The 19,493-nt window shown below is 58.9% G+C and carries 19 protein-coding genes; 13 read left to right on the forward strand and 6 right to left on the reverse strand.

Annotated features, from left to right (window positions below):
- Positions 1-36: 36 nt before the first annotated feature.
- From hflX to ACZ5Q2_RS09890, 5 genes are all read left to right on the forward strand, one after another.
- Entirely contained in the window at positions 37-1,332 is a 1,296-nt protein-coding gene (gene hflX, locus ACZ5Q2_RS09870) for a ribosome rescue GTPase HflX (RefSeq protein ID WP_227510115.1), read from the forward strand.
- Positions 1,333-1,416: 84 nt separating this feature from the next.
- The gene (hflK, locus tag ACZ5Q2_RS09875) at positions 1,417-2,607 is read left to right on the forward strand and encodes an FtsH protease activity modulator HflK (RefSeq protein ID WP_061331576.1); all 1,191 of its coding nucleotides are present in this window, start codon (positions 1,417-1,419) and stop codon (positions 2,605-2,607) included.
- Positions 2,608-2,610: 3 nt separating this feature from the next.
- Complete coding sequence (gene hflC / locus ACZ5Q2_RS09880; protein WP_061331575.1) at positions 2,611-3,486, forward strand: protease modulator HflC; 876 nt, start codon at positions 2,611-2,613, stop codon at positions 3,484-3,486.
- A 174-nt stretch (positions 3,487-3,660) separates the two neighbouring features.
- On the forward strand, positions 3,661-4,842 hold the full coding sequence (locus ACZ5Q2_RS09885; protein ID WP_061331574.1) for an ATP phosphoribosyltransferase regulatory subunit: 1,182 nt from the start codon (positions 3,661-3,663) through the stop codon (positions 4,840-4,842).
- Between the two features lie 74 nt (positions 4,843-4,916).
- Complete coding sequence (locus ACZ5Q2_RS09890; RefSeq protein WP_061331573.1) at positions 4,917-6,212, forward strand: adenylosuccinate synthase; 1,296 nt, start codon at positions 4,917-4,919, stop codon at positions 6,210-6,212.
- 69 nt (positions 6,213-6,281) lie between these two features.
- On the opposite strand, the gene cmoB is transcribed toward ACZ5Q2_RS09890, so the two are convergent.
- The 5 genes from cmoB to ACZ5Q2_RS09915 are packed head-to-tail and all read right to left on the reverse strand — an operon-like array spanning position 6,282 to position 9,884.
- Complete coding sequence (cmoB, locus tag ACZ5Q2_RS09895) at positions 6,282-7,274, reverse strand: tRNA 5-methoxyuridine(34)/uridine 5-oxyacetic acid(34) synthase CmoB (RefSeq protein ID WP_061331572.1); 993 nt, start codon at positions 7,272-7,274, stop codon at positions 6,282-6,284.
- Between the two features lie 21 nt (positions 7,275-7,295).
- Positions 7,296-8,054 carry a carboxy-S-adenosyl-L-methionine synthase CmoA gene (gene cmoA, locus ACZ5Q2_RS09900; protein WP_432210203.1) on the reverse strand — a complete coding sequence of 253 codons (759 nt, stop codon included), beginning with the start codon at positions 8,052-8,054 and terminating at the stop codon, positions 7,296-7,298.
- Positions 8,047-8,415 (reverse strand): hypothetical protein, encoded by a 369-nt coding sequence (locus ACZ5Q2_RS09905; RefSeq protein WP_058092062.1) that lies wholly within the window; start codon positions 8,413-8,415, stop codon positions 8,047-8,049. Before ACZ5Q2_RS09905 ends, cmoA begins: the two co-directional genes overlap by 8 nt.
- Before the next feature lie 21 nt (positions 8,416-8,436).
- Positions 8,437-9,456, reverse strand: coding sequence for a serine/threonine protein kinase (locus tag ACZ5Q2_RS09910; RefSeq protein WP_061331569.1), 1,020 nt, complete (start codon positions 9,454-9,456; stop codon positions 8,437-8,439).
- 5 nt (positions 9,457-9,461) lie between these two features.
- Complete coding sequence (locus ACZ5Q2_RS09915) at positions 9,462-9,884, reverse strand: hypothetical protein (RefSeq protein ID WP_058092060.1); 423 nt, start codon at positions 9,882-9,884, stop codon at positions 9,462-9,464.
- 125 nt (positions 9,885-10,009) lie between these two features.
- Here ACZ5Q2_RS09915 and ACZ5Q2_RS09920 point away from each other — a divergent pair, with 125 nt between their 5' ends.
- A complete protein-coding gene (locus tag ACZ5Q2_RS09920; protein WP_432210202.1) occupies positions 10,010-11,134 on the forward strand; it encodes an NAD(P)/FAD-dependent oxidoreductase in 1,125 nt (374 codons plus the stop codon).
- Positions 11,135-11,327: 193 nt separating this feature from the next.
- Here ACZ5Q2_RS09920 and ACZ5Q2_RS09925 read toward each other — a convergent pair whose 3' ends face one another.
- Positions 11,328-12,056 carry a ComF family protein gene (locus ACZ5Q2_RS09925; protein WP_432210201.1) on the reverse strand — a complete coding sequence of 243 codons (729 nt, stop codon included), beginning with the start codon at positions 12,054-12,056 and terminating at the stop codon, positions 11,328-11,330.
- Between the two features lie 51 nt (positions 12,057-12,107).
- Between ACZ5Q2_RS09925 and bioB the strand changes: the two genes are divergently transcribed.
- From bioB to ACZ5Q2_RS09960, 7 genes are all read left to right on the forward strand, one after another.
- Positions 12,108-13,166, forward strand: coding sequence for a biotin synthase BioB (gene bioB, locus ACZ5Q2_RS09930; RefSeq protein ID WP_432210200.1), 1,059 nt, complete (start codon positions 12,108-12,110; stop codon positions 13,164-13,166).
- A gap of 196 nt (positions 13,167-13,362) precedes the next feature.
- On the forward strand, positions 13,363-14,550 hold the full coding sequence (gene bioF, locus ACZ5Q2_RS09935) for an 8-amino-7-oxononanoate synthase (RefSeq protein WP_432210199.1): 1,188 nt from the start codon (positions 13,363-13,365) through the stop codon (positions 14,548-14,550).
- On the forward strand, positions 14,547-15,386 hold the full coding sequence (gene bioC, locus ACZ5Q2_RS09940) for a malonyl-ACP O-methyltransferase BioC (protein WP_432210198.1): 840 nt from the start codon (positions 14,547-14,549) through the stop codon (positions 15,384-15,386). Before bioF ends, bioC begins: the two co-directional genes overlap by 4 nt.
- Positions 15,387-15,565: 179 nt before the next feature.
- Entirely contained in the window at positions 15,566-16,270 is a 705-nt protein-coding gene (bioD, locus tag ACZ5Q2_RS09945) for a dethiobiotin synthase (RefSeq protein ID WP_431475373.1), read from the forward strand.
- A 49-nt stretch (positions 16,271-16,319) separates the two neighbouring features.
- Positions 16,320-16,565: a flagellar basal body rod C-terminal domain-containing protein gene (locus ACZ5Q2_RS09950; RefSeq protein WP_072676701.1), complete on the forward strand. Its 246-nt coding sequence runs from the start codon at positions 16,320-16,322 to the stop codon at positions 16,563-16,565.
- A gap of 16 nt (positions 16,566-16,581) precedes the next feature.
- Positions 16,582-17,292, forward strand: coding sequence for a putative metalloprotease CJM1_0395 family protein (locus tag ACZ5Q2_RS09955; RefSeq protein WP_432210197.1), 711 nt, complete (start codon positions 16,582-16,584; stop codon positions 17,290-17,292).
- 258 nt (positions 17,293-17,550) lie between these two features.
- Positions 17,551-19,350 (forward strand): acyl-CoA dehydrogenase C-terminal domain-containing protein, encoded by a 1,800-nt coding sequence (locus ACZ5Q2_RS09960; RefSeq protein ID WP_432210196.1) that lies wholly within the window; start codon positions 17,551-17,553, stop codon positions 19,348-19,350.
- Positions 19,351-19,493 lie beyond the last annotated feature (143 nt).

The raw sequence follows: 19,493 nt of genomic DNA on the forward strand, positions 1-19,493 counted from the left end.
ATGGCCGCGGGTGTTTGTTTTTATGGAGTTTAACCTATCTTGTTTGAGCGTCCTGACGTTGGAGAACGGGCGGTTCTCGTTCACATAGAATTCACCGCCCACGATGATACCGAAGACCCCGGTGAGTTTCGGGAACTGGTGACCTCCGCCGGCGTTGAGCCGGTGATGATGGTGACAGGCTCCCGCAAGCAGCCCAACCCCCGGCTTTTTGTTGGCGAAGGCAAGCTTGACGAAATCCGCGATGCCGTTGCCGCCAGCGAGGCGGACGTGGTGCTTTTCAACCATGCCCTCAGGCCCAGTCAGGAGCGCAACATCGAGCGGGAGCTCAAGTGTCGGGTGCTGGACCGTACCGGCGTTATCCTGGACATTTTCGCCCAGCGTGCCCGTACCCACGAGGGCAAGCTCCAGGTGGAACTGGCTCAGCTGGAGCATATGTCAACGAGGCTGGTTCGAGGGTGGACCCACCTTGAGCGCCAGAAAGGCGGTATCGGTCTGCGGGGGCCCGGTGAAACCCAGCTTGAAACCGACCGTCGATTGCTGCGGGAACGCATCAAGTCTATTCACAAGCGGCTTGAGAAAGTCCGCAAACAGCGTGACCAGGGCCGCCGTGCCCGCAAACGGGCCGATATTCCGACCTTGTCCCTGGTGGGCTACACCAACGCTGGGAAATCCACATTATTCAACCGAATCACCACAGCCAGCGTATATGCTGCTGATCAGTTGTTTGCGACGTTGGACCCAACCTTGCGTCGTCTGGAACTTCCGGATATTGGTCCGGTCGTAGTGGCGGATACGGTCGGCTTCATCCGGCATTTGCCCCACAAGCTGGTAGAGGCTTTTCGCGCAACACTGGAAGAAACCACTCAGGCAACGTTACTGCTGCACGTGATTGATTGTCACGACGAGCGTCGCGATGACAACATGGAACAGGTGGAGAGCGTGCTGGCGGAGATCGGTGCGGACGAAATACCGGTCCTTCAGGTGTTCAACAAGATTGACCTGTTGGATGGATTTGAGCCCAGGATAGACCGGAACGAGGATGGTGTGCCCGTTCGGGCCTGGGTGTCTGCGGTGACCGGGCAGGGTCTTGAGCTTCTGTTCGATGCGCTGGTTGAACGGCTGGCGGAGGACGTTGTGCATCACTTTGTGTTGCTTGGGCCGGCCGATGGCAAGCTTCGCGCCCTTCTGCACGAGGCTGGGTCTGTGTTGAGTGAAGAACACCGGGAGACCGGTGATACAGTGCTGGAGGTGAGGTTGCAAAACCGGGACTGGATGCAGTTGCTGAGCCGGGCGGGCGTCAGGGAAGAAGCGCTCAGGCTGGAGATTCGATGAGTCCGAAAGCCGCAAGCTATTGCCGGGGCGTTGATAAATCCCTAGTATTTGCAGCCATTCGATAATACATGAACGGAGAGAACTATGGCCTGGAATGAACCGGGTGGAAACCGTAACGACAACGATCCCTGGGGAACCGGGGGTGGTCGTCGCGGCAATGATCAGGGGCCACCGGACCTGGATGAGGCGCTGAAAAAAGGCCTTGAAAAGCTGAACAGGATGCTGGGTGGCAAAGGTGGCAACTCAGGCAATTCCGGCGGTAGCAGCTCCGGTGGCAGTGCTGGCGGGTTTGGTGCCGTCATTGCGCTGGCCGCCATACTGGCGCTCGGCTACGTCATTTTTCAGTCGTTCTACACCGTAGACGAGCAGGAACGTGCCGTTGTGCTCCGTTTTGGTGAATACAGCACCACCGAGAACCCGGGTTTGCGGTTCAAGGTGCCGTTGATTGATCGGGTGTATAAGGTCGGGGTAACCAACGTCCGTACCGCCCAGTCCAGTGGCCAGATGCTGACCATGGATGAAAACCTGGTCACGGTCGATCTTCAGGTTCAGTACCGGGTAAATAACGCCCGTGACTACGTTCTCAACGTCAGGGATTCTAACGAGGCCCTGTCGTTTGCCACTGACAGCGCCCTGCGCCATGAAGTGGGCAGCTCCACCCTGGACGAAGTGCTGACAGAAGGCCGGGCTGAACTGGCTATTCGTGTAGAGCAGCGTTTGCAGAGCTTCCTGCGTGAATACGGCGCCGGCCTTGAAGTGGTCCGCGTCAACGTTGAAAGCACCCAACCGCCCTCAGCGGTCCAGGACGCTTTCCGTGAGGTTCAGCGCGCCCGTGAAGACGAGCAGCGTCTGAAGGAAGAAGCCGAAACCTACCGCAACCGGATCGTACCGGAGGCTCGTGGTCAGGCCCAGCGTCTGATTGAAGAAGCCAACGCCTATCTGGAAGAAGTGGTTGAGCGTGCCCGAGGTGAGAGCTCTCGTTTCACTCAGCTGCTGGAAGTGTATGAAATTGCGCCGGCGGTTACCCGCGAACGCATGTACATTCAGGCGGTGGAACAGGTGCTGGCGAACAGCAGCAAGATCTTCATCGATACCGAGAGCAGCGGCAACATGATGTACCTGCCTCTGGATCGTCTGATGCAAGGCACTGGTGGTTCATCAAGCGGCTCCCGCTCATCTGGCGGCAGCAACCAGGCCGATATCGGCATGCTGACGGACCAGGTGCTGCAAGAGCTGCGCTCGCGTCAGGACACCAACATTCGGAGGAGCAGATAAGTTATGGGACCCAAAGCTGTTGTGGGCCTTGCAGGCGCTCTGATTGTTGTCCTGCTTGTGCTGTCAAGTGTATACATCATCCCGGAAACCCACCGGGGCGTTAAACTGCGGTTCGGTGAATTGGTCCAGACCGACATTCCGGCTGGCCTGCACTTCAAGGTGCCGGTGATTGACCAGATCCGCGAGTTCGATATCCGGGTATTGACCATGGACCTGCCGTCTCGCCAGTACCTGACGGTGGAAAAGAAGCCTTTGGACGTAAACTCCTACGTGGCGTGGCGCATCCGTAACGTGGATCAGTTCTACCGCTCCACGGGCGGGGATGAATTCAGGGCTCGGTCTCTGATTCTGTCTCGGGTCGATAATGGCCTGCGGGATGAGTTCGGTGTTCGCACCATGCACGAAGTGGTATCCGGCCAGCGGGATCAGCTTATGAACACGCTTCGTGACCGGGTGAATTCCAACGTGGTTGGAGAGTTCGGTATCGAAGTCCTGGATATCCGGGTAAAAGCGATTGAGCTGCCGGGGCAGGTCAGTGAGAACGTCTTCCGCCGGATGGCTGCTGAGCGCCAGAAGCTGGCCCAGGAATTCCGTTCCCGGGGCCAGGAGCTGGCCGAGGGTATCCGGGCTGATGCAGATCGCCAGCAGACGGTTATTCTGGCCACAGCGTTTGCTGAAGCCGAGCAGACCCGCGGTGCCGGTGATCGTGAAGCTGCGCAGATCTACGCAGATGCTTACGGTTCCAACGAGGAATTCTACAGCTTCTATCGCAGCCTGCAGGCCTATCGCAATACCTTCTCGGGCAAGGATGACATCATGGTGATCGATTCCGACAGCGCATTCATGCGCTTCCTGAAGGACCCGATGGGCGCCAACTGATCGGCTCTGAAGATCAAAAAACCGGAATACCTCGGTATTCCGGTTTTTTTGTGTCTGCCAACGGTGTAGAATTTCGCCGGTTTTGCTTTGGGTTTTCAGCCCCTGGCATCCTAAATCCTGAGTCATTCCCCCGGAGTGTTTTGCCGGCGCGGGAAAAACGGACAACAGAATCTCATGACTGTATCTGATCGCTGGTTACTGCCTGACGGGGTGGAAGACATTTTGCCGCCGCTGGCCGGACAGATCGAATCCCTGCGACGGGATGTAATGGATACCTGCCAGCGCTGGGGTTACCAGCTGGTTATCCCGCCGCTCATTGAATACCTTGAATCCCTCTTTACCGGTACGGGCCACGACCTGGAGCTTCAAACCTTCAAGCTCACCGACCAGTTGACCGGTCGCATGATGGGCGTGCGCGCCGACATGACGCCACAGGCGGCGCGCATCGATGCCCATACCCTGGGGCACGAAGGCATCACCCGGCTTTGTTATGCCGGCCATGTCTTGCACACCCGTCCGCGCCATATGCTGACCGGCCGAACGCCGATCCAGGCCGGTTGCGAATTGTTTGGCAGTGCCTCGGAAGCCGCCGATCTTGAAGTGATCAGTCTGATGCTGGAAGCGCTCCGGGTTGCGGGCCTGCGCCGTGTGCATATGGATCTGGCCCATGTATCGATTTACGAGAGCCTGATCACCGAGGCAGGCTTTGATCGGGACACCGAAGCGGCCGTCTTCGATGCCATGGCACGCAAATCGGTGCCTGAGCTGGATGCGCTCCTGGGCGATTGCCCTGCCGGTTCGGGCGGTGCACGCCTGCGTGAGCTTGCCCGGGTCAGCGGGGGCGTGGAAGCACTTGACGAGGCTCGCTCGATTCTCAGCGGCGCCTCGACCGCCCTGGATGCGGCCCTGGATCAGTTGGGGCGGGTGGCAGAGATGCTGGCCAGGGATTATCCAGAGGTCAGTCTTGGCTTCGATTTCTGCGAACTGCGTGGCTACAACTACCACACCGGGCTGGTGTTCGCGACCTATGTGCCCGGCCATGGTGATGCGGTGGGCAAAGGCGGCCGTTACGATGCCATCGGCAGTGATTTTGGCCGGGCTCGCCCTGCCACAGGATTCAGTCTCGATATCCGGGCCCTGGTGTCGCTGGGGGAACGTCCGTCCAAAAGGTCTGGTGCCATCTGGGCGCCTGCGGAGGCGGATTCAGCCCTTGAAGGTGTGATCTCCGGCCTGAGAATGACCGAAACCGTGGTACGGGCCCTGCCCGATGACACTGACACCAATCCGGCCGAGCGTGGCTGCGATCGTCAGCTGGTCAAAAAGGATGGTAAGTGGGTTGTTGAGGCACTGGCCTGAGTCGCCGGGTGTCGGTTTCACTGGATTAATGTGCAGGACTTGAGCCTTCGGCTCGTCTGAATTGAGAGAGAATCATGGGTAAAAACGTTGTTGTGCTGGGCACCCAATGGGGTGATGAAGGCAAGGGCAAGATTGTTGACCTGCTGACCGACAAAGTAGCTGCGGTGGTGCGCTTTCAGGGTGGCCATAATGCCGGACACACACTGGTGATCGAGGGCAAGAAAACAGCGCTGCATCTGATCCCTTCCGGTATTCTCAGGAAGAATGTCCAGTGCCTGATCGGCAATGGCGTGGTGTTGTCACCGGAGGCCCTGCTGAAAGAAGTCCGTGAACTGGAAGCCAACGGTGTGGCCGTGCGCGATCGCCTTAAGATCAGCCTGGCCTGCCCGATCATCCTGCGTACCCACGTGCGTATTGATCAGGCCCGCGAGCGCGCCAAGGGTAACGAAAAGATTGGCACCACTGGCCGTGGTATTGGCCCTGCATACGAAGACAAGGTATCACGCCGTGGCGTGCGTCTGGGTGATCTGTGCAATCTGGCAGACTTTGAAGTGAAGCTGCGGGAAATCATGTCTTACCACAACTTCGTGCTGACCGAGTATTTCAAGGAAGAGGCGGAAGACATCGATGCGGCCCTGGCCGAATTGAAGCAGATGGGTGAGGAAATCCTGCCCATGTCTGCAGATGTCACCGATATTCTGCACGACTACCGCAAGCGCGGCGAAAACATCCTGTTCGAAGGTGCTCAGGGCTCTCTGCTGGATATCGATCTGGGTACCTACCCGTACGTTACCTCGTCCAACACCACCGCTGGCGGCACCGCCACAGGCTCCGGTTTTGGCCCGATGTTCCTGGACTACGTGCTGGGCATTACCAAGGCATACACCACTCGTGTTGGCTCAGGTCCTTTCCCGACCGAGCTGTTTGACGACATGGGCCAGCACCTGGCGGTAAAAGGTAACGAAGTTGGCACCACCACCGGCCGCTCACGCCGTTGTGGCTGGTTTGATGCGGTGGCCCTGCGCCACGCCATCCAGATCAACAGCGTGTCTGGCATTTGCCTGACCAAACTGGACGTGCTGGACGGCCTGGAAACGGTGAAGGTGTGCGTTGGCTACAAGACACCGAATGGTGAGATTACCCGTCCGCCCATTGGTTGCGATAGCTACAAGGATATTGAACCGGTGTATGAGGAGCTGCCGGGCTGGAGCGAGAGCACGGTAGGCCTGACCACCGTTGACCAGCTGCCAGAGAATGCCAAGGCCTACATCCGCTTCCTGGAGGAGCAGATTGAAGCGCCGATCGATATTATCTCCACGGGCCCTGACCGGGTGGAGACCATTACTCTGCGCCATCCGTTCGGAGAGTAAGCTCGAAGAACAAAAAAACCGCCTTTGGCTGTCACGCCTCAGGCGGTTTTTTTATGTTCGGGTATTACGTCAGGGCTTCTCGGCGATGATGGTTGCGCGCTTGGGTCCCGGATAGCCTTCGATGGTTTTGCTCGAATCGTTCGGGTCGAGAAAATCGGCCAGAGAGTTGAAACGCATCCAGTCCGTCTGCCGTTGTTCCTCGGTGGTGGTGTCGCTGACATCCACCACCCGCGCATTGCGAAACCCGGTCCTGTCCAGCCAGCGTAAGAGGGTGGGGCAACTGGGCAGGAACCAGACATTGCGCATCTGGCCGTAGCGGTCTTCCGGCATCAGGCTGAAGCCTTCCGGACCGTCAACCACCAGGGTTTCCAGTACCAATTCGCCGCCTGGGCGGAGGGTGCCCTTGAGTTCCAGAAGGTGGTCCAGGGGCGAGCGACGGTGGTACAGAACACCCATCGAAAAGGTGGTGTCGAACATCTGCAGGTTGTCCGGTAAGTCCTCCATTCGCACCGGTAGCAGGTCTACCGGAACCTCACCCAGATAACCCTTGACCGCCAGAAACTGGAACATGAACAGCAGACCGGGGTCGATGCCGACAACGCGGCCGGCGCCAGCCCCGGCCATGCGCCAGCAGTGGTAACCGGAGCCACAGCCAACATCGAGGATGGTTCTGTCTTTGAGGTCTGACAGATGAGGGGCAACCCGATCCCATTTCCAGTCTGAGCGCCATTCGGTATCTATATGGGTGCCGAAGAAGTCAAACGGTCCTTTCCGCCAGGGCATCAGGCCCCGCAGGCCCTGTTCCAGACTTTCACTTTGTGCTTGGTTCAGTGGGTCGGGCGCCGACAGGGTAATGGCGGGACGGTTCAGGTCAGCGGCAACGCCGGGCACCTCGGGTAACAGATCCAGTGCGCTTTGCCAGCGGGGCAGGTCGCCGTGGGGATTGTTTTCAAAGCGGGCAACCAGTTGGCGGGTAAGCCGCTCTGCCCAGGGCTCATGCCCGGTTTGTTGCAGGAAGTCGATGAACGGGAGAAAGTGCGCTCGCCAGTCGAAAAGTGCCATGGGGTCGGTTATGTCCTGGGATCAACGGTTCTTGAGGGCCAGTATGGAAACAAAGTTGAAGCACTGGTACCAGACCAGTACCTGATCAAAGCCAGCCTGTATCAGCCGGTCACGGTGGGCGGCCAGGGTTTCCGGAATCAATACCTTTTCGATGGCTGCCCGCTTCTGGCTTATTTCCAGGTCGGAGTAGCCGTTGGCGCGCTTGAACTCGTGGTGCAGTCGCGTCTGGATATCCTGCTCGGTTTCCGATTCAAAGCGGATTTTTTCAGACAGGATCAGTACGCCGCCTGGCAGGGTTGCCTTGGCAATCCGGGTAAGCAGGGCCAGCCGCTGCTCCGGTGGTACGAACTGCAGGGTAAAGTTCAATGTGGTTACCGAGGCTCGGCTCAGTTCTGTTTCGAGAATGTCCTCGCAGCGCAGGGTAACCGGCAGTTCGTGGTCATCCAGTGCGATGTAGTGCTCGCAACGCTCGATCATGGCGCTGGAGTTGTCGACACCCACCAGATTGCAGTCGCGGTGAGGAATGCCGTGGCGCATGGCCAGGGTGGAAGCGCCCAGCGAGCAACCCAGATCATAGCAATGGGAGCCTGGTTGTACGTACTGCTCGGTGATCACCTCAATCATCGGGATGATGGTGGTGTAGCCGGGCACCGACCGGCGAATCATGTCGGGAAAGACCCTGGCCACCGAAGCATCGAACCGGAAATCCTCGGGGTTGCGTTCGGTGGCAAACAAACGGTCGGTCAGCTGCTCTGGTCCCCAGGATTTGCCCTTACTCATCGCCGTCCTCTTCAGAACCTGTAGCTGGGGCCAGGTCCGTGGGAGAGGGCCGCTGGCAGCGTACACCCCGGTTCTTGTAATCTACCAGGATGCCCCGAAAGGATGGATCGACATCGGCGGCGATGGCCAGGTAGCCATTCTCGCACACAGCGTGCAGCTCTGAGGACTTTCTGGACATCCGGAAGCTGTCGCCGGGCTGGATATGAATAGCCTTGAAGTCGCCGACCGGCACATGGTCCTTGTGTTCGGTATGGTCAATGCGGCCGGTGGCCTCTAACACCAGGACGGTGCCGATGATGGCGGCTATGCCGGTCACAATAAGGCTGCGGACGGTATAACGGGCTTCGTCGTTATCGCTCATGGGTACCTCGTTGAATGATGATCAGAATTGCCCGGGCAGGCTGATGGCCGGTTCCTGAAGTGCGGAAAGTTGTTCGCGAAGGGCCAGGATCTGGTCTGACCAGAATCTGGGTTGGGCAAACCAGGGGAAGAACCGTGGAAAGGCCGGATCTTCCCAGCGCCGGGCAAGCCAGGCGCAATGGGCGATTTGCCGATAACACCGCAGGGGCTCAATCAGATGTCGTTCCCGGCGGTTGAAGTCCCGGAACATCTCATAGCCTTCAATCAACTCGCCGAGCTGCGCCCCGCGTTCGGAGGCTTCGCCGTTAAGCAGCAGCCACATGTCCTGCACGGCCGGCCCTGTGCGACAGTCATCCAGGTCTACAAACAGCATGGATTCGTCCCGGCACAGAATGTTGCCGGCATGGCAGTCGCCGTGAATTCGCAGGGTATCAACGGTTCCCGCGTCTGCCATTCGTTGGCGGCAGCCGGCAATCAGATCCGGGATCAGGCTGTCCCAGGCCGGGCGCAGGTCGTCCGGCACCCAGCCTCCGTTGACCAGCAGCGCATTGTGCTCTTCCAACCCCTGGATCAGGTCAAACCCCGGCCGGTGGTTGAAGGATTTCAGCGCCCCAAGGTTATGGATCTGCCCCAGCCATTGGCCCAGTCGGTACAGGGTGTCTGTGACGCTGGTGTCGGGTGCCTGCCCGCCGCGCTGGGGGAAAACCGCAAACAGAAATGCCTGATGCTGGCCCAGGGTATCGCCCCCGGGCATGACCAACGGCGCGACCACCGGAATGTCGGCTTGTTGCAAGTCCAGCGAGAATTCATGCTCCTCCCGGATCGCGGCTTCGCTCCAGCGACCCGGGCGATAGAACTTGGCAATCACCGGCGGGCCATCGTCGAGCCCTATCTGGTAAACCCGGTTCTCGTAACTGTTCAGGGCGAACAGCCGGCCGCTGACGGCAAAGCCTGCTTCCTCGAGCGCGTCCAGGATCACTTCCGGGGTGAGTTGATCGTAGGGATGTGTGGACGTTGTCAGTTCCGGAGGCTCATGTTGCATAAAATTCAGAAGGCCGTGTTGTATCGGGATTTCATGGATTGCAGATGATACCAGTTTTCGTCCAGTTCCCAGCGAACACGATTGACGCCCGAGGTTGCCAGAATAATATCGCCGGCCCGGGCCTGGACCTGCGCCAACTCACGCTCCGCCCTTTGCCAGTCCCGGTGGGTGTCCGCCAGATGACGCATGCTCGGGAACACCGCAGACAATGCCTGCTGAGTCGAGACCGAGTGGGAGCGCAGCGAGCTGATCACCGCCGTATCCCCTTCCACCCGGAGCACCCTGTGCTGGTATGGGTAACTGGCCACGGTTTTATCGGCCATCAATTGATCGTTCAGGCTGATAACCTCAAACCCTCGCCAGCCAATCCAGCTAACGAACAGCGCGGCAACCACCATAACCGTAATGAACTGCTTCCTGTCTGACATAATCCCTGCTCCGTGCGTCCTGGTACCCGTAGGATGAAGTATAACGGTTCTGGGGTTGGAGGTAATGCAGTCAGCGGTTATCTGCGGTAATTTCCTCGTTTGATATCGATAAATGGTCAGAAATCGTGAGCGAAGAGCGTTTTAGCATACAGACGGTGGTCATTGGCGCCGGCGTGGTTGGCCTTGCTATTGGCCGGCAACTGGCTCTGACCGGCCGGGAGGTCCTGGTGCTGGAGGCGGCCTCCCGCTTCGGCGAGGGCATCTCATCCCGCAACAGCGAGGTTATCCACGCTGGAATCTATTATCCCCACGGGTCCCTGAAAGCCCATTGTTGCGTTCGGGGCCGTGAACTGTTGTATGACTACTGTGACAGCCGCAAGGTAGGCCATCGCAAATGCGGCAAGTGGATCATCGCAACCAACCTTGCCCAGACGGACCGCCTTTCCGGCATCCAGGCACAGGCGGCGGGCAATGGCGTCGAATTGCAGCTTCGCGATGGCCGGGACATAACCCGACAACTCTCTGCCATCAACGCCCGGGCCGGTCTGTGGTCTCCGGAAACCGGGATTATCGACAGCCATGGCCTGATGTTATCGCTGTTGGGGGAGCTGGAGGATGCTGGCGGACAACTGGTGTTGAACAGCCCGGTGCTGGCCGCAGAATCCGACGGCGGGAAGCATACCCTGACCCTGGGTGGCGGCCAGCGTGTAAAACTTGAGGCTTCTGAGGTAATCAACGCCGCCGGTTTGGGCGCCCCCAAGCTTGCCCGACAATGGCTGGGCCTGCCCGATGCCGCCAGGCCGAAACAGTGGCTGGCCCGGGGTGTTTATTTCAGCTATGCCGGCAAACACCCCTTCAATACCCTGATTTACCCCTTGCCCGAGCCCGGCGGCCTGGGCGTCCACCTCACCCTGGATCTTGCCAACCAGGCCCGCTTTGGCCCCGACGTGGAGTGGATTCCCGAGGAAGACTACACGGTGAATCCTGACCGGGTGCACGCCTTTGCCGACGGCATCCGGCAATGGTGGCCAGGCCTGGATGCAGACCGACTTCAACCCGCCTATGCCGGTATTCGCCCGAAGCTTACTGGACCCGATGGCGATTTCTTCGATTTCCGCATAGACGGCCCGGCACAACACGGACTGCCCGGCCTGGTTAATCTGTTTGGAATTGAATCACCGGGACTGACATCATGCTTGGCAATAGCCGAAGAGGTGAAACTGCTATTAGACGAGAAAAGTAGGATGTAGGGGAGAACTGCCTTTGGTGGTCGGGGAAACCAACGCAGCCGGTAGTGCAGCGATGAGGTCGCCCTTTCCGGGACTATAAAGGGCCATGGATGGCCCGTCCTAAGCGAGCAGGATGCCTTGAGCGTGTCCCGGAAAGGGCGACCTCATCGCTGCTGACACCAGACAAAGGTCCCCGACCAGTTTCCCGGACCTCCTAGCCAGGAGTCCGAGCCAAAGCCCAAACCTGAATGTCGCCAGCCCCCGCTTCCTTCAACGCAGAGGCAAGAACCCTGACCGTAGCCCCCGTGGTAACCACATCATCAACAATCGCCACCCGCTCCGGCACCACTCCGCGCACCTCAAACACATCCCGCAGATTCTGCAGTCGCGCAGCCCTGTTCAGACTCCGCTGAGCCTTCACCCTTCGCGACCGGCGCACCACCCCGGCCGCGACCGGAATGTCCAGCCGGGCGCCAACAAACTCGGCAATGTCCTGGGCCTGATTAAAGCCCCGTTGCCAGCGTCTGAGCCAGTGCATCGGGGCGGGAATCAGAACATCCGGTTTCTGCTCCGGCTCAAGGTGCTGTTCCAGAAAGCTGGCGAAACCGATTAACAGCGGGCGCGCAAACTTGCGGTGGCCCTGATACTTGTAGCGGCCAATCATGCCATCCACCGGGTACTGGTAGCGCCAGGGAATCAGCGATCGGGAAAAGGGCGGGGGCAGTGTCTGGCATTCGCCGCACCGCATACCCGGTGTGGCAAAGGCCAGGGGCAGGGCGCAACTGTGGCAGTGCCAGCGGTTGACCGGCAGGTCTTCCCGGCAGCCAGTGCATAGCCCATGGTGTGCATGGGGCGACAGGCAACTGACACAGCGGCCACCACTCTGCACGCTGTTAACCTTTCGTTTAATGAAGGTTGACAGCGGTTTCAGTCCGTTTATCATCTCGGTTTATCCGTAAACCAAAAACCTTGCGAAGGTTAACAGGACTTTGCCATGACCGCCACAGCACTGCGTCACGACTGGACACTTCAGGAAGCCCGGGATCTTTTCAATCTGCCGTTCAACGATTTGCTATTCCGGGCCCAGACCGTGCACCGTGAGCACTTTGACCCAAACGAAGTGCAGGTCAGCACCCTGTTGAGCATCAAGACAGGCGCCTGCCCGGAAGACTGCAAGTATTGCCCCCAGAGTGGCCATTACAACACCGGGCTGGAGAAGGAAAAGCTGCTGGAGATTGAGAAGGTTGTCGCGGAAGCGCGGGCGGCGAAGCAGAAAGGGGCTTCCCGGTTCTGTATGGGGGCGGCCTGGCGCAGTCCGTCCAAAAAAGACATGCCTTATGTCCTCGATATGGTAAAGCAGGTCAAATCCCTGGGCATGGAAACCTGCATGACCCTGGGCATGCTGAAGGAAGAAGAAGCACGCGAGCTGGCCGACGCCGGGTTGGATTACTATAACCACAACCTGGATACGTCGGAGAAGTATTACAACCACATCATCACAACCCGCACCTATCAGGACCGCCTGGATACCCTGGATAACGTCCGCAAGGCCGGCATGAAGGTCTGCTGTGGCGGCATCATGGGGATGGGTGAAGACGAGGATGACCGGGTTGGTTTGCTGGTTCAGCTGGCGAATCTGCCGCAGCATCCGGAGAGTGTGCCGGTGAATATGCTGGTGAAAGTAAAGGGCACGCCGCTGGAAAATGTCGAAGACCTGGAGCCGTTTGATTTTATCCGGATGATTGCGGTGGCGCGGATTATGATGCCGGCGTCCCACGTTCGTTTGTCTGCGGGTCGCGAGCAGATGAATGAGCAGATGCAGTCGTTGTGTTTTATGGCGGGTGCCAATTCCATTTTCTATGGCGAGAAGTTGCTGACCACGTCCAATCCTGAGGCGGATGCGGATATGCAGTTGTTCGGCAAGCTGGGGATTCGGCCGGAGCAGCGGGAGCAGTGTGCTACCGAGGAGCAGGAGACTGAGGCGTTGGCCGAGGCGGTGGAGTATGAGGCTACTCGGCATATGTTTTATGACGCTACTCGGGAGTCTGCCTGAGGTTTCTGGTTTTGGGCGTTCTGTGCGGTGCGGGTGAAGGTCGGGCAAGGCTTTCCGAAACACGCTCAAGACGTCCATGTGCGCTTAGGACGGGCCATCCCTGGCCCTTTATAGTTCCGGAAAGCCTTACCCGACCTTCACGCCAAACGCCGTTCGTGGATTCCGTACAACAGCAGCTGATTTAGGTACTTTTTCTATGCGTGATTTCGCCCTGGAGATTGAACAGCGTAAACGGGACGGTTTGTACCGGTCCCGTCGCCTGGTTTCCGGGCCGCAGAAGCCGGAGCTGGTGGCGGACGGGGCGGAGCTGTTGTCGTTCTGTAGCAACGATTATCTTGGGCTGGCTAATCACTCTGGCAATGTTGCCGCGCTGCGGGACGCGTTGTCAGAGACCGGGTTGGGGGGTGCGGCTTCGCACCTGGTGTGTGGTCACCATGATGCCCATCATCAGCTGGAGCAGCGGCTGGCGGCGTTTACCCGGCGCAGTTCGGCGTTGTTTTTCTCCACCGGGTATATGGCGAACATGGGTGTGATTTCTGCACTCGCAGGGCGTGGGGATACGATTTTTTCGGATCGTTTGAATCATGCGTCGATTATTGATGGCTGCATCCTCAGCCGGGCTCGGGTTCGGCGTTATGGGCACGGGGATGTCGCAGCCTTGGAGCGGATGCTGGCGGAGACGTCGGGGCACAAGCTGGTGGTGACCGATGGTGTGTTCAGTATGGACGGTGATATCGCGCCGCTGAAGGAACTTGCCCGGGTGTGTAAGGCCCACGATGCCCTGCTGGTGGTGGATGATGCCCATGGTATCGGCGTGCTTGGTCCCCAGGGGCGGGGCAGTGTGCTGGAGGCCGGGTTGTCGGAGGATGAGGTGCCGGTTTTGATTGGTACTCTTGGCAAGGCGGTGGGCACCAGTGGTGCGTTTGTGGCCGGGCCGGAGGTACTGATGGATTATCTGGTACAGAAGGCTCGAACGTATATTTACACGACTGCCATGCCGCCGGCGGTGGCGCTGGCAAGCTGTGCCAGTATTGATCTGATCGAACAGGATGATGCGCGCCGCTCCCATTTGCAGGCACTGATTGCCCGGTTCCGTTCCGGGGCGCAGCAGCTGGGCTATCAGCTGATGCCATCGCTCACGCCCATCCAGCCCATTATGGTGGGGGATAACCATGCAGCTTTGGCATTGAGCCGGGCGCTGGAGGAGCAGGGCATACTGGTCACTGCCATTCGCCCGCCCACGGTTCCGGAGGGCGAAGCCCGGTTGCGGGTAACCCTGAGCGCCGCGCATTCTGAAGAACAGCTTGATCGGTTGTTGCAAGCGTTGGCTCAGTGCCATTCCCTGTTACCGGAGCAGGCCGCTCAGGAGTCTGTTGCGGTATGAGCGCCTACAGCGATCTGACGGCAATAACCCGTGCCGAAGGTGGAACCGGCAGTAAAGCCTGTATTGCCCGGGGGTTCGGCGGCGCCAGTCAGACCTACGACAGTGCCTCTCGCCTGCAAAAAGCCATGGGCGACACCATGCTCGCCCACCTACCGGAGAACCTGAAGCCGCCAACTATCCTGGATCTCGGCTGTGGTACCGGCTGGTTCACCCGCAAACTGGCGAGCCAATACCCGAACGCTGCCATCACCGGCGCAGACCTGGCTCCCGGCATGCTGGAACAGGCCAAAGCCAGCAGCTCCGAGACCATCCGCTGGCTCAACGCAGACGCCGAACAGCTCCCGGTGCCAGACAACAGCACCGACCTGATCTACAGCAACCTGATGATCCAGTGGAGCACCCGACCGGAAGCCGTCCTGGCAGAATGCCAAAGAATCCTCAAGCCCGGCGGCATCCTCGCCATCTCCACCTTGCTGGAAGGCACCCTCGAAGAACTCAAGCAAGCCTGGGCCTACGCCGACCCCGGCCAGCCCCACGTAAACCGTTTTACCCGCTATGCGGACTGGAAGCGATTAACCGGCCAGCAGCTCCCTGGTTCCACCTTGGACACGGCAACCCTGGCTTTGCCCTATGACTCCCCCATGGCCCTGAACCGGGAACTCAAACACCTCGGCGCCGTGTTCAAAGGCGAAGAGCGCCGCAGAACCATCACCGCCCCGGGTCGATTCAAATCGATGTGCACGGCCTATCCAAAACAGAGCAACGGCGAAATTATCGCCAGTTATCACGCTGGCTGGCTGTACTGGTCAAAGCCGAGGAATTACGATTTTCAGTGATCGAATAAGGACGGCAATCTTGAAAGTTTGCGGTGAGGGTGTGGTGCGTCTTTCCGGGACTATAGAGGGCCAGGGATGGCCCGATCTAAGCGCACATGGAAGTCTTGAGCGTGTCCCGGAAAGACGCACCACACACTCACCTGGCACCCCAAAAAAAGATGCAGCAGGAACCCCAGAAAATGGCAAAGAAAACCTATTTCGTAACAGGCACCGACACCGGCGTGGGCAAAACCATCGCTGCTGCTGCCATTCTGGAGGCTGCCCGACAGCTGGGTAAACGCACGCTGGCGATGAAGCCCATAGCATCAGGGTGCGAGCAGACCCCGGATGGACTGCGTAATGAAGACGCCCTGATGCTGCAGGCCGCCATTACCGAAGAGCTTCCCTACGATGCCCTCAACCCCATCGCACTGGAGCCGGCCATTGCCCCCCACGTTGCGGCGCAACAGGCGGGCAAGAACATCACGGCCCAGCGCCTTGTGGGCTTTTGCCGTGGCCTGCAGATTCGACCCGCCGACCTGATGCTGATTGAGGGTGCTGGTGGTTGGCGGGTTCCCCTCAATGATCGGGAAACCTACGCAGCGGTGCCGCGGGAGCTGGGGCTGGATGTGGTACTGGTTGTGCCCCTGAAACTAGGCTGTATCAACCACGCCATGCTCACCGCGGAGGCCATCAGGGCCGATGGTCTGTTCGTGGCAGGCTGGGTAGCCAATCATCCCGAAGAGAATGTCATGAGTTGTGAGCAGGACACCCTTAACTATCTGACAACGCACCTCGGGGCACCATGCCTGGGTGTTTTGCCGTGGTTGGATGGCACTCCGGCTGACCAGTTGCCGAAAGTCCTGGCAAGATTCCTGAATATTCGCCCGTTGATTGAAATTTGACCAAATCTGTGAGTAAATAAGTCAATCTGTTGTCATAGGTGGCCTGGACATGATCAACAACACCCTTTCTCTTGGTATTCAAGGTATCCAGGATGGCATGGCGGGCATGGAAAATGCGGCCCGGAAGATTGCCCGTGGTGGTGTTGACGGCCCTCAGGGGTCTGCTGAGGGTGCAGGCAATCTGGCTGAGCCACTGATTGAAATGACGCTCTACGAGCGCAGTGTTGAGGCGTCCGCACAGGTTGTGAAGACGGCCGACGAAACTCTGGGAACACTCCTGGATATCCGCGCCTGATCCCGGCCGTTGAGCCATGAATATTCTCTCTTCCATTCCTCCTGTCTACCCGACGGTTGCCCCAGCAGCCAACAGTATTCCGTCGAGTGGGTCGCCCCCTGTCACGCCAGGTGAAGGCTTTGCGACCGACGCTGATGATTCTTCGCGGGGCGTGGAGCAATCGCCAGAGGTCCGAACTGCCAATCGGTCCACCGATCAGGAATCGGGTGCCCGGGCCAATCCACAGGGCCTGACAGACGCTGAGCTCAAGGAGTTAAGCGAACTCAAGGCCAGGGACCGGGAGGTGCGGGCCCATGAGGCGGCGCACCAGGCGGTCGGCGGTCAGTACGCCGGAGCCATGTCGTTTACCTATCAGCGGGGGCCCGATGGTGCCCAGTACGCCGTGGGCGGTGAAGTCCCCATCGATGTCTCCCCGGTCGCGGGCGATCCGCAGGCAACTATCGAGAAAATGCGTGTCGTGCGAGCGGCCGCCATGGCGCCGGCACAACCCTCAGCGCAGGATCGTGCGGTAGCGGCCCAGGCCATGCAGACCATGTTGCAGGCGCAGTCTGAACTGGCGGCCGGTGAAGGCGAGCGTGAGCCAACGCCTGGTTCCGAATCGGCACGGGACGAGACAGCCCAAGGCCAGTCCGGTTTTGCCCGCCAGGCCGACGAAACCTACCGCAGCGTTTCTGCCATGCAGGGTGCCGAGGGCGTGTTCGGCAAGCCAACGTCTCTATTTGCCTGAATGACCTGACTGTTCCTTCTCTCAATCCGCCAGTTCCGGCGGTTTCCTATCGTTGTTGTGGCGGTGTTTTCCGTATTGGTGAACACACACTGCAACACAATTTTTAGCCCAGGCTATTGACAATTCTGTGTCGCAAAACGTATGTTTCAAACAAGTGTTTAATTAAGGCTGTGATGCGATGTGTCACAGTGTCTGAGCAAACCCAAGGCCAAAGGCTGTTATCTGTTTCAGCCGAGTCCGAAAACCGAGGTGGATTCCATGCCTGAGTACAAAGCGCCCCTGCGTGATATCAAATTCGTAATGAACGAGCTGCTGAACAGCGAGCAGCACTACGCCAATCTGGAAGGTGCCGAAGATGCAACTCCGGATATGGTCGATGCCATCATCCAGGAAGGTGCAAAGTTCTGTGAGCAGGTATTGTCTCCGCTGAACCAGGTGGGTGACCAGGAAGGCTGTACCTGGAGCGAAGACGGTGTAAAAACACCGACTGGCTTCAAAGAGGCTTACCAGCAGTACGTTGAAGGTGGCTGGCCGTCCATGACTGCCGACCCCAACTACGGCGGCCAGGGCCTGCCGCATTCCATCGGCCTGGTTATCAGTGAAATGGTTGGTACCTCCAACTGGTCCTGGGGTATGTACCCGGGCCTGAGCCACGGTGCTACCAACACCATCGAGGCCCATGGCAGCGAAGAGCAGAAGCAGACCTACCTGACCAAGCTGATCAGCGGTGAGTGGACCGGTACCATGTGTCTGACCGAGCCGCATTGTGGTTCAGACCTGGGCACCCTGCGTACCAAGGCCGAGCCTAACGCTGACGGTAGCTACAGCATCACCGGTACCAAGATCTTCATCTCTGCCGGCGAGCACGACATGGCCGAGAACATCGTTCACATCGTACTGGCCCGTCTGCCTGGCGCGCCGGAAGGCACCAAGGGTATCTCCCTGTTTATCGTGCCCAAGCAGTTGCCGAACGAAGACGGTTCTGCCGGTGAGCGCAACGCCGTTTCCTGTGGCTCCCTGGAGCACAAGATGGGTATCCACGGTAACGCGACCTGTGTGATGAACTTCGACGGTGCCAAGGGCTGGCTGATCGGGCCGGAGAACAAAGGCCTGAACTGCATGTTCACCTTCATGAATACTGCCCGTATCGGTACTGCCATCCAGGGTCTGGGTTCTGCCGAGCTGGGCTTCCAGGGTTCCCTGGCCTATGCCAAGGAGCGTCTGGCCATGCGTTCCCTGAGCGGTCCCAAGAATCCGGACGGCATCGCTGACCCGATCATCGTGCACCCGGACGTACGCCGCATGTTGCTGACTCAGAAGGTTGTGGCTGAAGGCGCCCGCGCCCTGATCTACCTGGCTGGCCAGCAAGTGGACGTGGTTCACTCCGGCAAGACCGAGGAAGAGCGCAAGCACGCCGATGCGCTGCTGGGCTTCCTGACTCCGATCGCCAAGGCCTTCCTGACCGAGATCGGTTACGAATCTGCCAATCTGGGCATGCAGGTGTTTGGTGGCCACGGTTACATCGCCGAGTGGGGCATGGAGCAGAACGTTCGTGATTCCCGCATCGGCATGATCTACGAGGGTACCACTGGTATCCAGGCGCTGGATCTGTTGGGCCGTAAGGTTCTGATGACCCAGGGCGAAGCTCTGAAAGTGTTCACCAAGCAGGTTCACGTATTCTGCAAAGAGAACGCCGACAACGAGCAGTTGAAAGAGTTCATCGAGCCGCTGGCTGCGATCAACAAGGAATGGGGCGACCTGACCATGAAGATTGGTATGACCGCCATGAAGAACCGTGAAGAAGTCGGTGCCGCTTCCGTGGATTACCTGATGTACTCCGGTTACGCAGTCTTCGCTTACCTGTGGGCCCGTATGGCCAAGGTAGCACTGGACAAGATGGCTGACGGCACCTCCGAGGAGATGTTCTACAACGCCAAGGTTCAGTCTGCACGCTTCTACTTCAAGCGTCTGCTGCCGCGTACCAAGACCCACGCAGAAACCATGCTGGCCGGCTCTGACAGCCTGCTGGATATGCCGGAAGAAGCCTTCGCCATCTAAGGCGGGGTTGCTATCTGGTTGATGGCACTGAAAAAGCCCGTTCTCCGTCCGGAGGCGGGCTTTTTTCATGAGTCCCGGGCGCGTTTTGAGGTAGAATAGCGCGCCATAGAACAACAACCTTGTTTCGGACACATAGCCGAGCG

It is taken from the genome of Marinobacter alkaliphilus, assembly GCF_055394375.1.

Bases quoted from the DNA above. Each gene is read 5' to 3' on its own strand.
- hflK (WP_061331576.1), top strand. From the start codon at position 1,417: ATGGCCTGGAATGAACCGGGTGGAAACCGTAACGACAACGATCCCTGG.
- hflC (WP_061331575.1), top strand. From the start codon at position 2,611: ATGGGACCCAAAGCTGTTGTGGGCCTTGCAGGCGCTCTGATTGTTGTC.
- ACZ5Q2_RS09885 (WP_061331574.1), top strand. From the start codon at position 3,661: ATGACTGTATCTGATCGCTGGTTACTGCCTGACGGGGTGGAAGACATT.
- ACZ5Q2_RS09890 (WP_061331573.1), top strand. From the start codon at position 4,917: ATGGGTAAAAACGTTGTTGTGCTGGGCACCCAATGGGGTGATGAAGGC.
- cmoB (WP_061331572.1), bottom strand. From the start codon at position 7,274: ATGGCACTTTTCGACTGGCGAGCGCACTTTCTCCCGTTCATCGACTTC.
- cmoA (WP_432210203.1), bottom strand. From the start codon at position 8,054: ATGAGTAAGGGCAAATCCTGGGGACCAGAGCAGCTGACCGACCGTTTG.
- ACZ5Q2_RS09905 (WP_058092062.1), bottom strand. From the start codon at position 8,415: ATGAGCGATAACGACGAAGCCCGTTATACCGTCCGCAGCCTTATTGTG.
- ACZ5Q2_RS09910 (WP_061331569.1), bottom strand. From the start codon at position 9,456: ATGCAACATGAGCCTCCGGAACTGACAACGTCCACACATCCCTACGAT.
- ACZ5Q2_RS09915 (WP_058092060.1), bottom strand. From the start codon at position 9,884: ATGTCAGACAGGAAGCAGTTCATTACGGTTATGGTGGTTGCCGCGCTG.
- ACZ5Q2_RS09925 (WP_432210201.1), bottom strand. From the start codon at position 12,056: ATGATAAACGGACTGAAACCGCTGTCAACCTTCATTAAACGAAAGGTT.
- bioB (WP_432210200.1), top strand. From the start codon at position 12,108: ATGACCGCCACAGCACTGCGTCACGACTGGACACTTCAGGAAGCCCGG.
- bioF (WP_432210199.1), top strand. From the start codon at position 13,363: ATGCGTGATTTCGCCCTGGAGATTGAACAGCGTAAACGGGACGGTTTG.
- bioC (WP_432210198.1), top strand. From the start codon at position 14,547: ATGAGCGCCTACAGCGATCTGACGGCAATAACCCGTGCCGAAGGTGGA.
- bioD (WP_431475373.1), top strand. From the start codon at position 15,566: ATGGCAAAGAAAACCTATTTCGTAACAGGCACCGACACCGGCGTGGGC.
- ACZ5Q2_RS09950 (WP_072676701.1), top strand. From the start codon at position 16,320: ATGATCAACAACACCCTTTCTCTTGGTATTCAAGGTATCCAGGATGGC.
- ACZ5Q2_RS09955 (WP_432210197.1), top strand. From the start codon at position 16,582: ATGAATATTCTCTCTTCCATTCCTCCTGTCTACCCGACGGTTGCCCCA.
- ACZ5Q2_RS09960 (WP_432210196.1), top strand. From the start codon at position 17,551: ATGCCTGAGTACAAAGCGCCCCTGCGTGATATCAAATTCGTAATGAAC.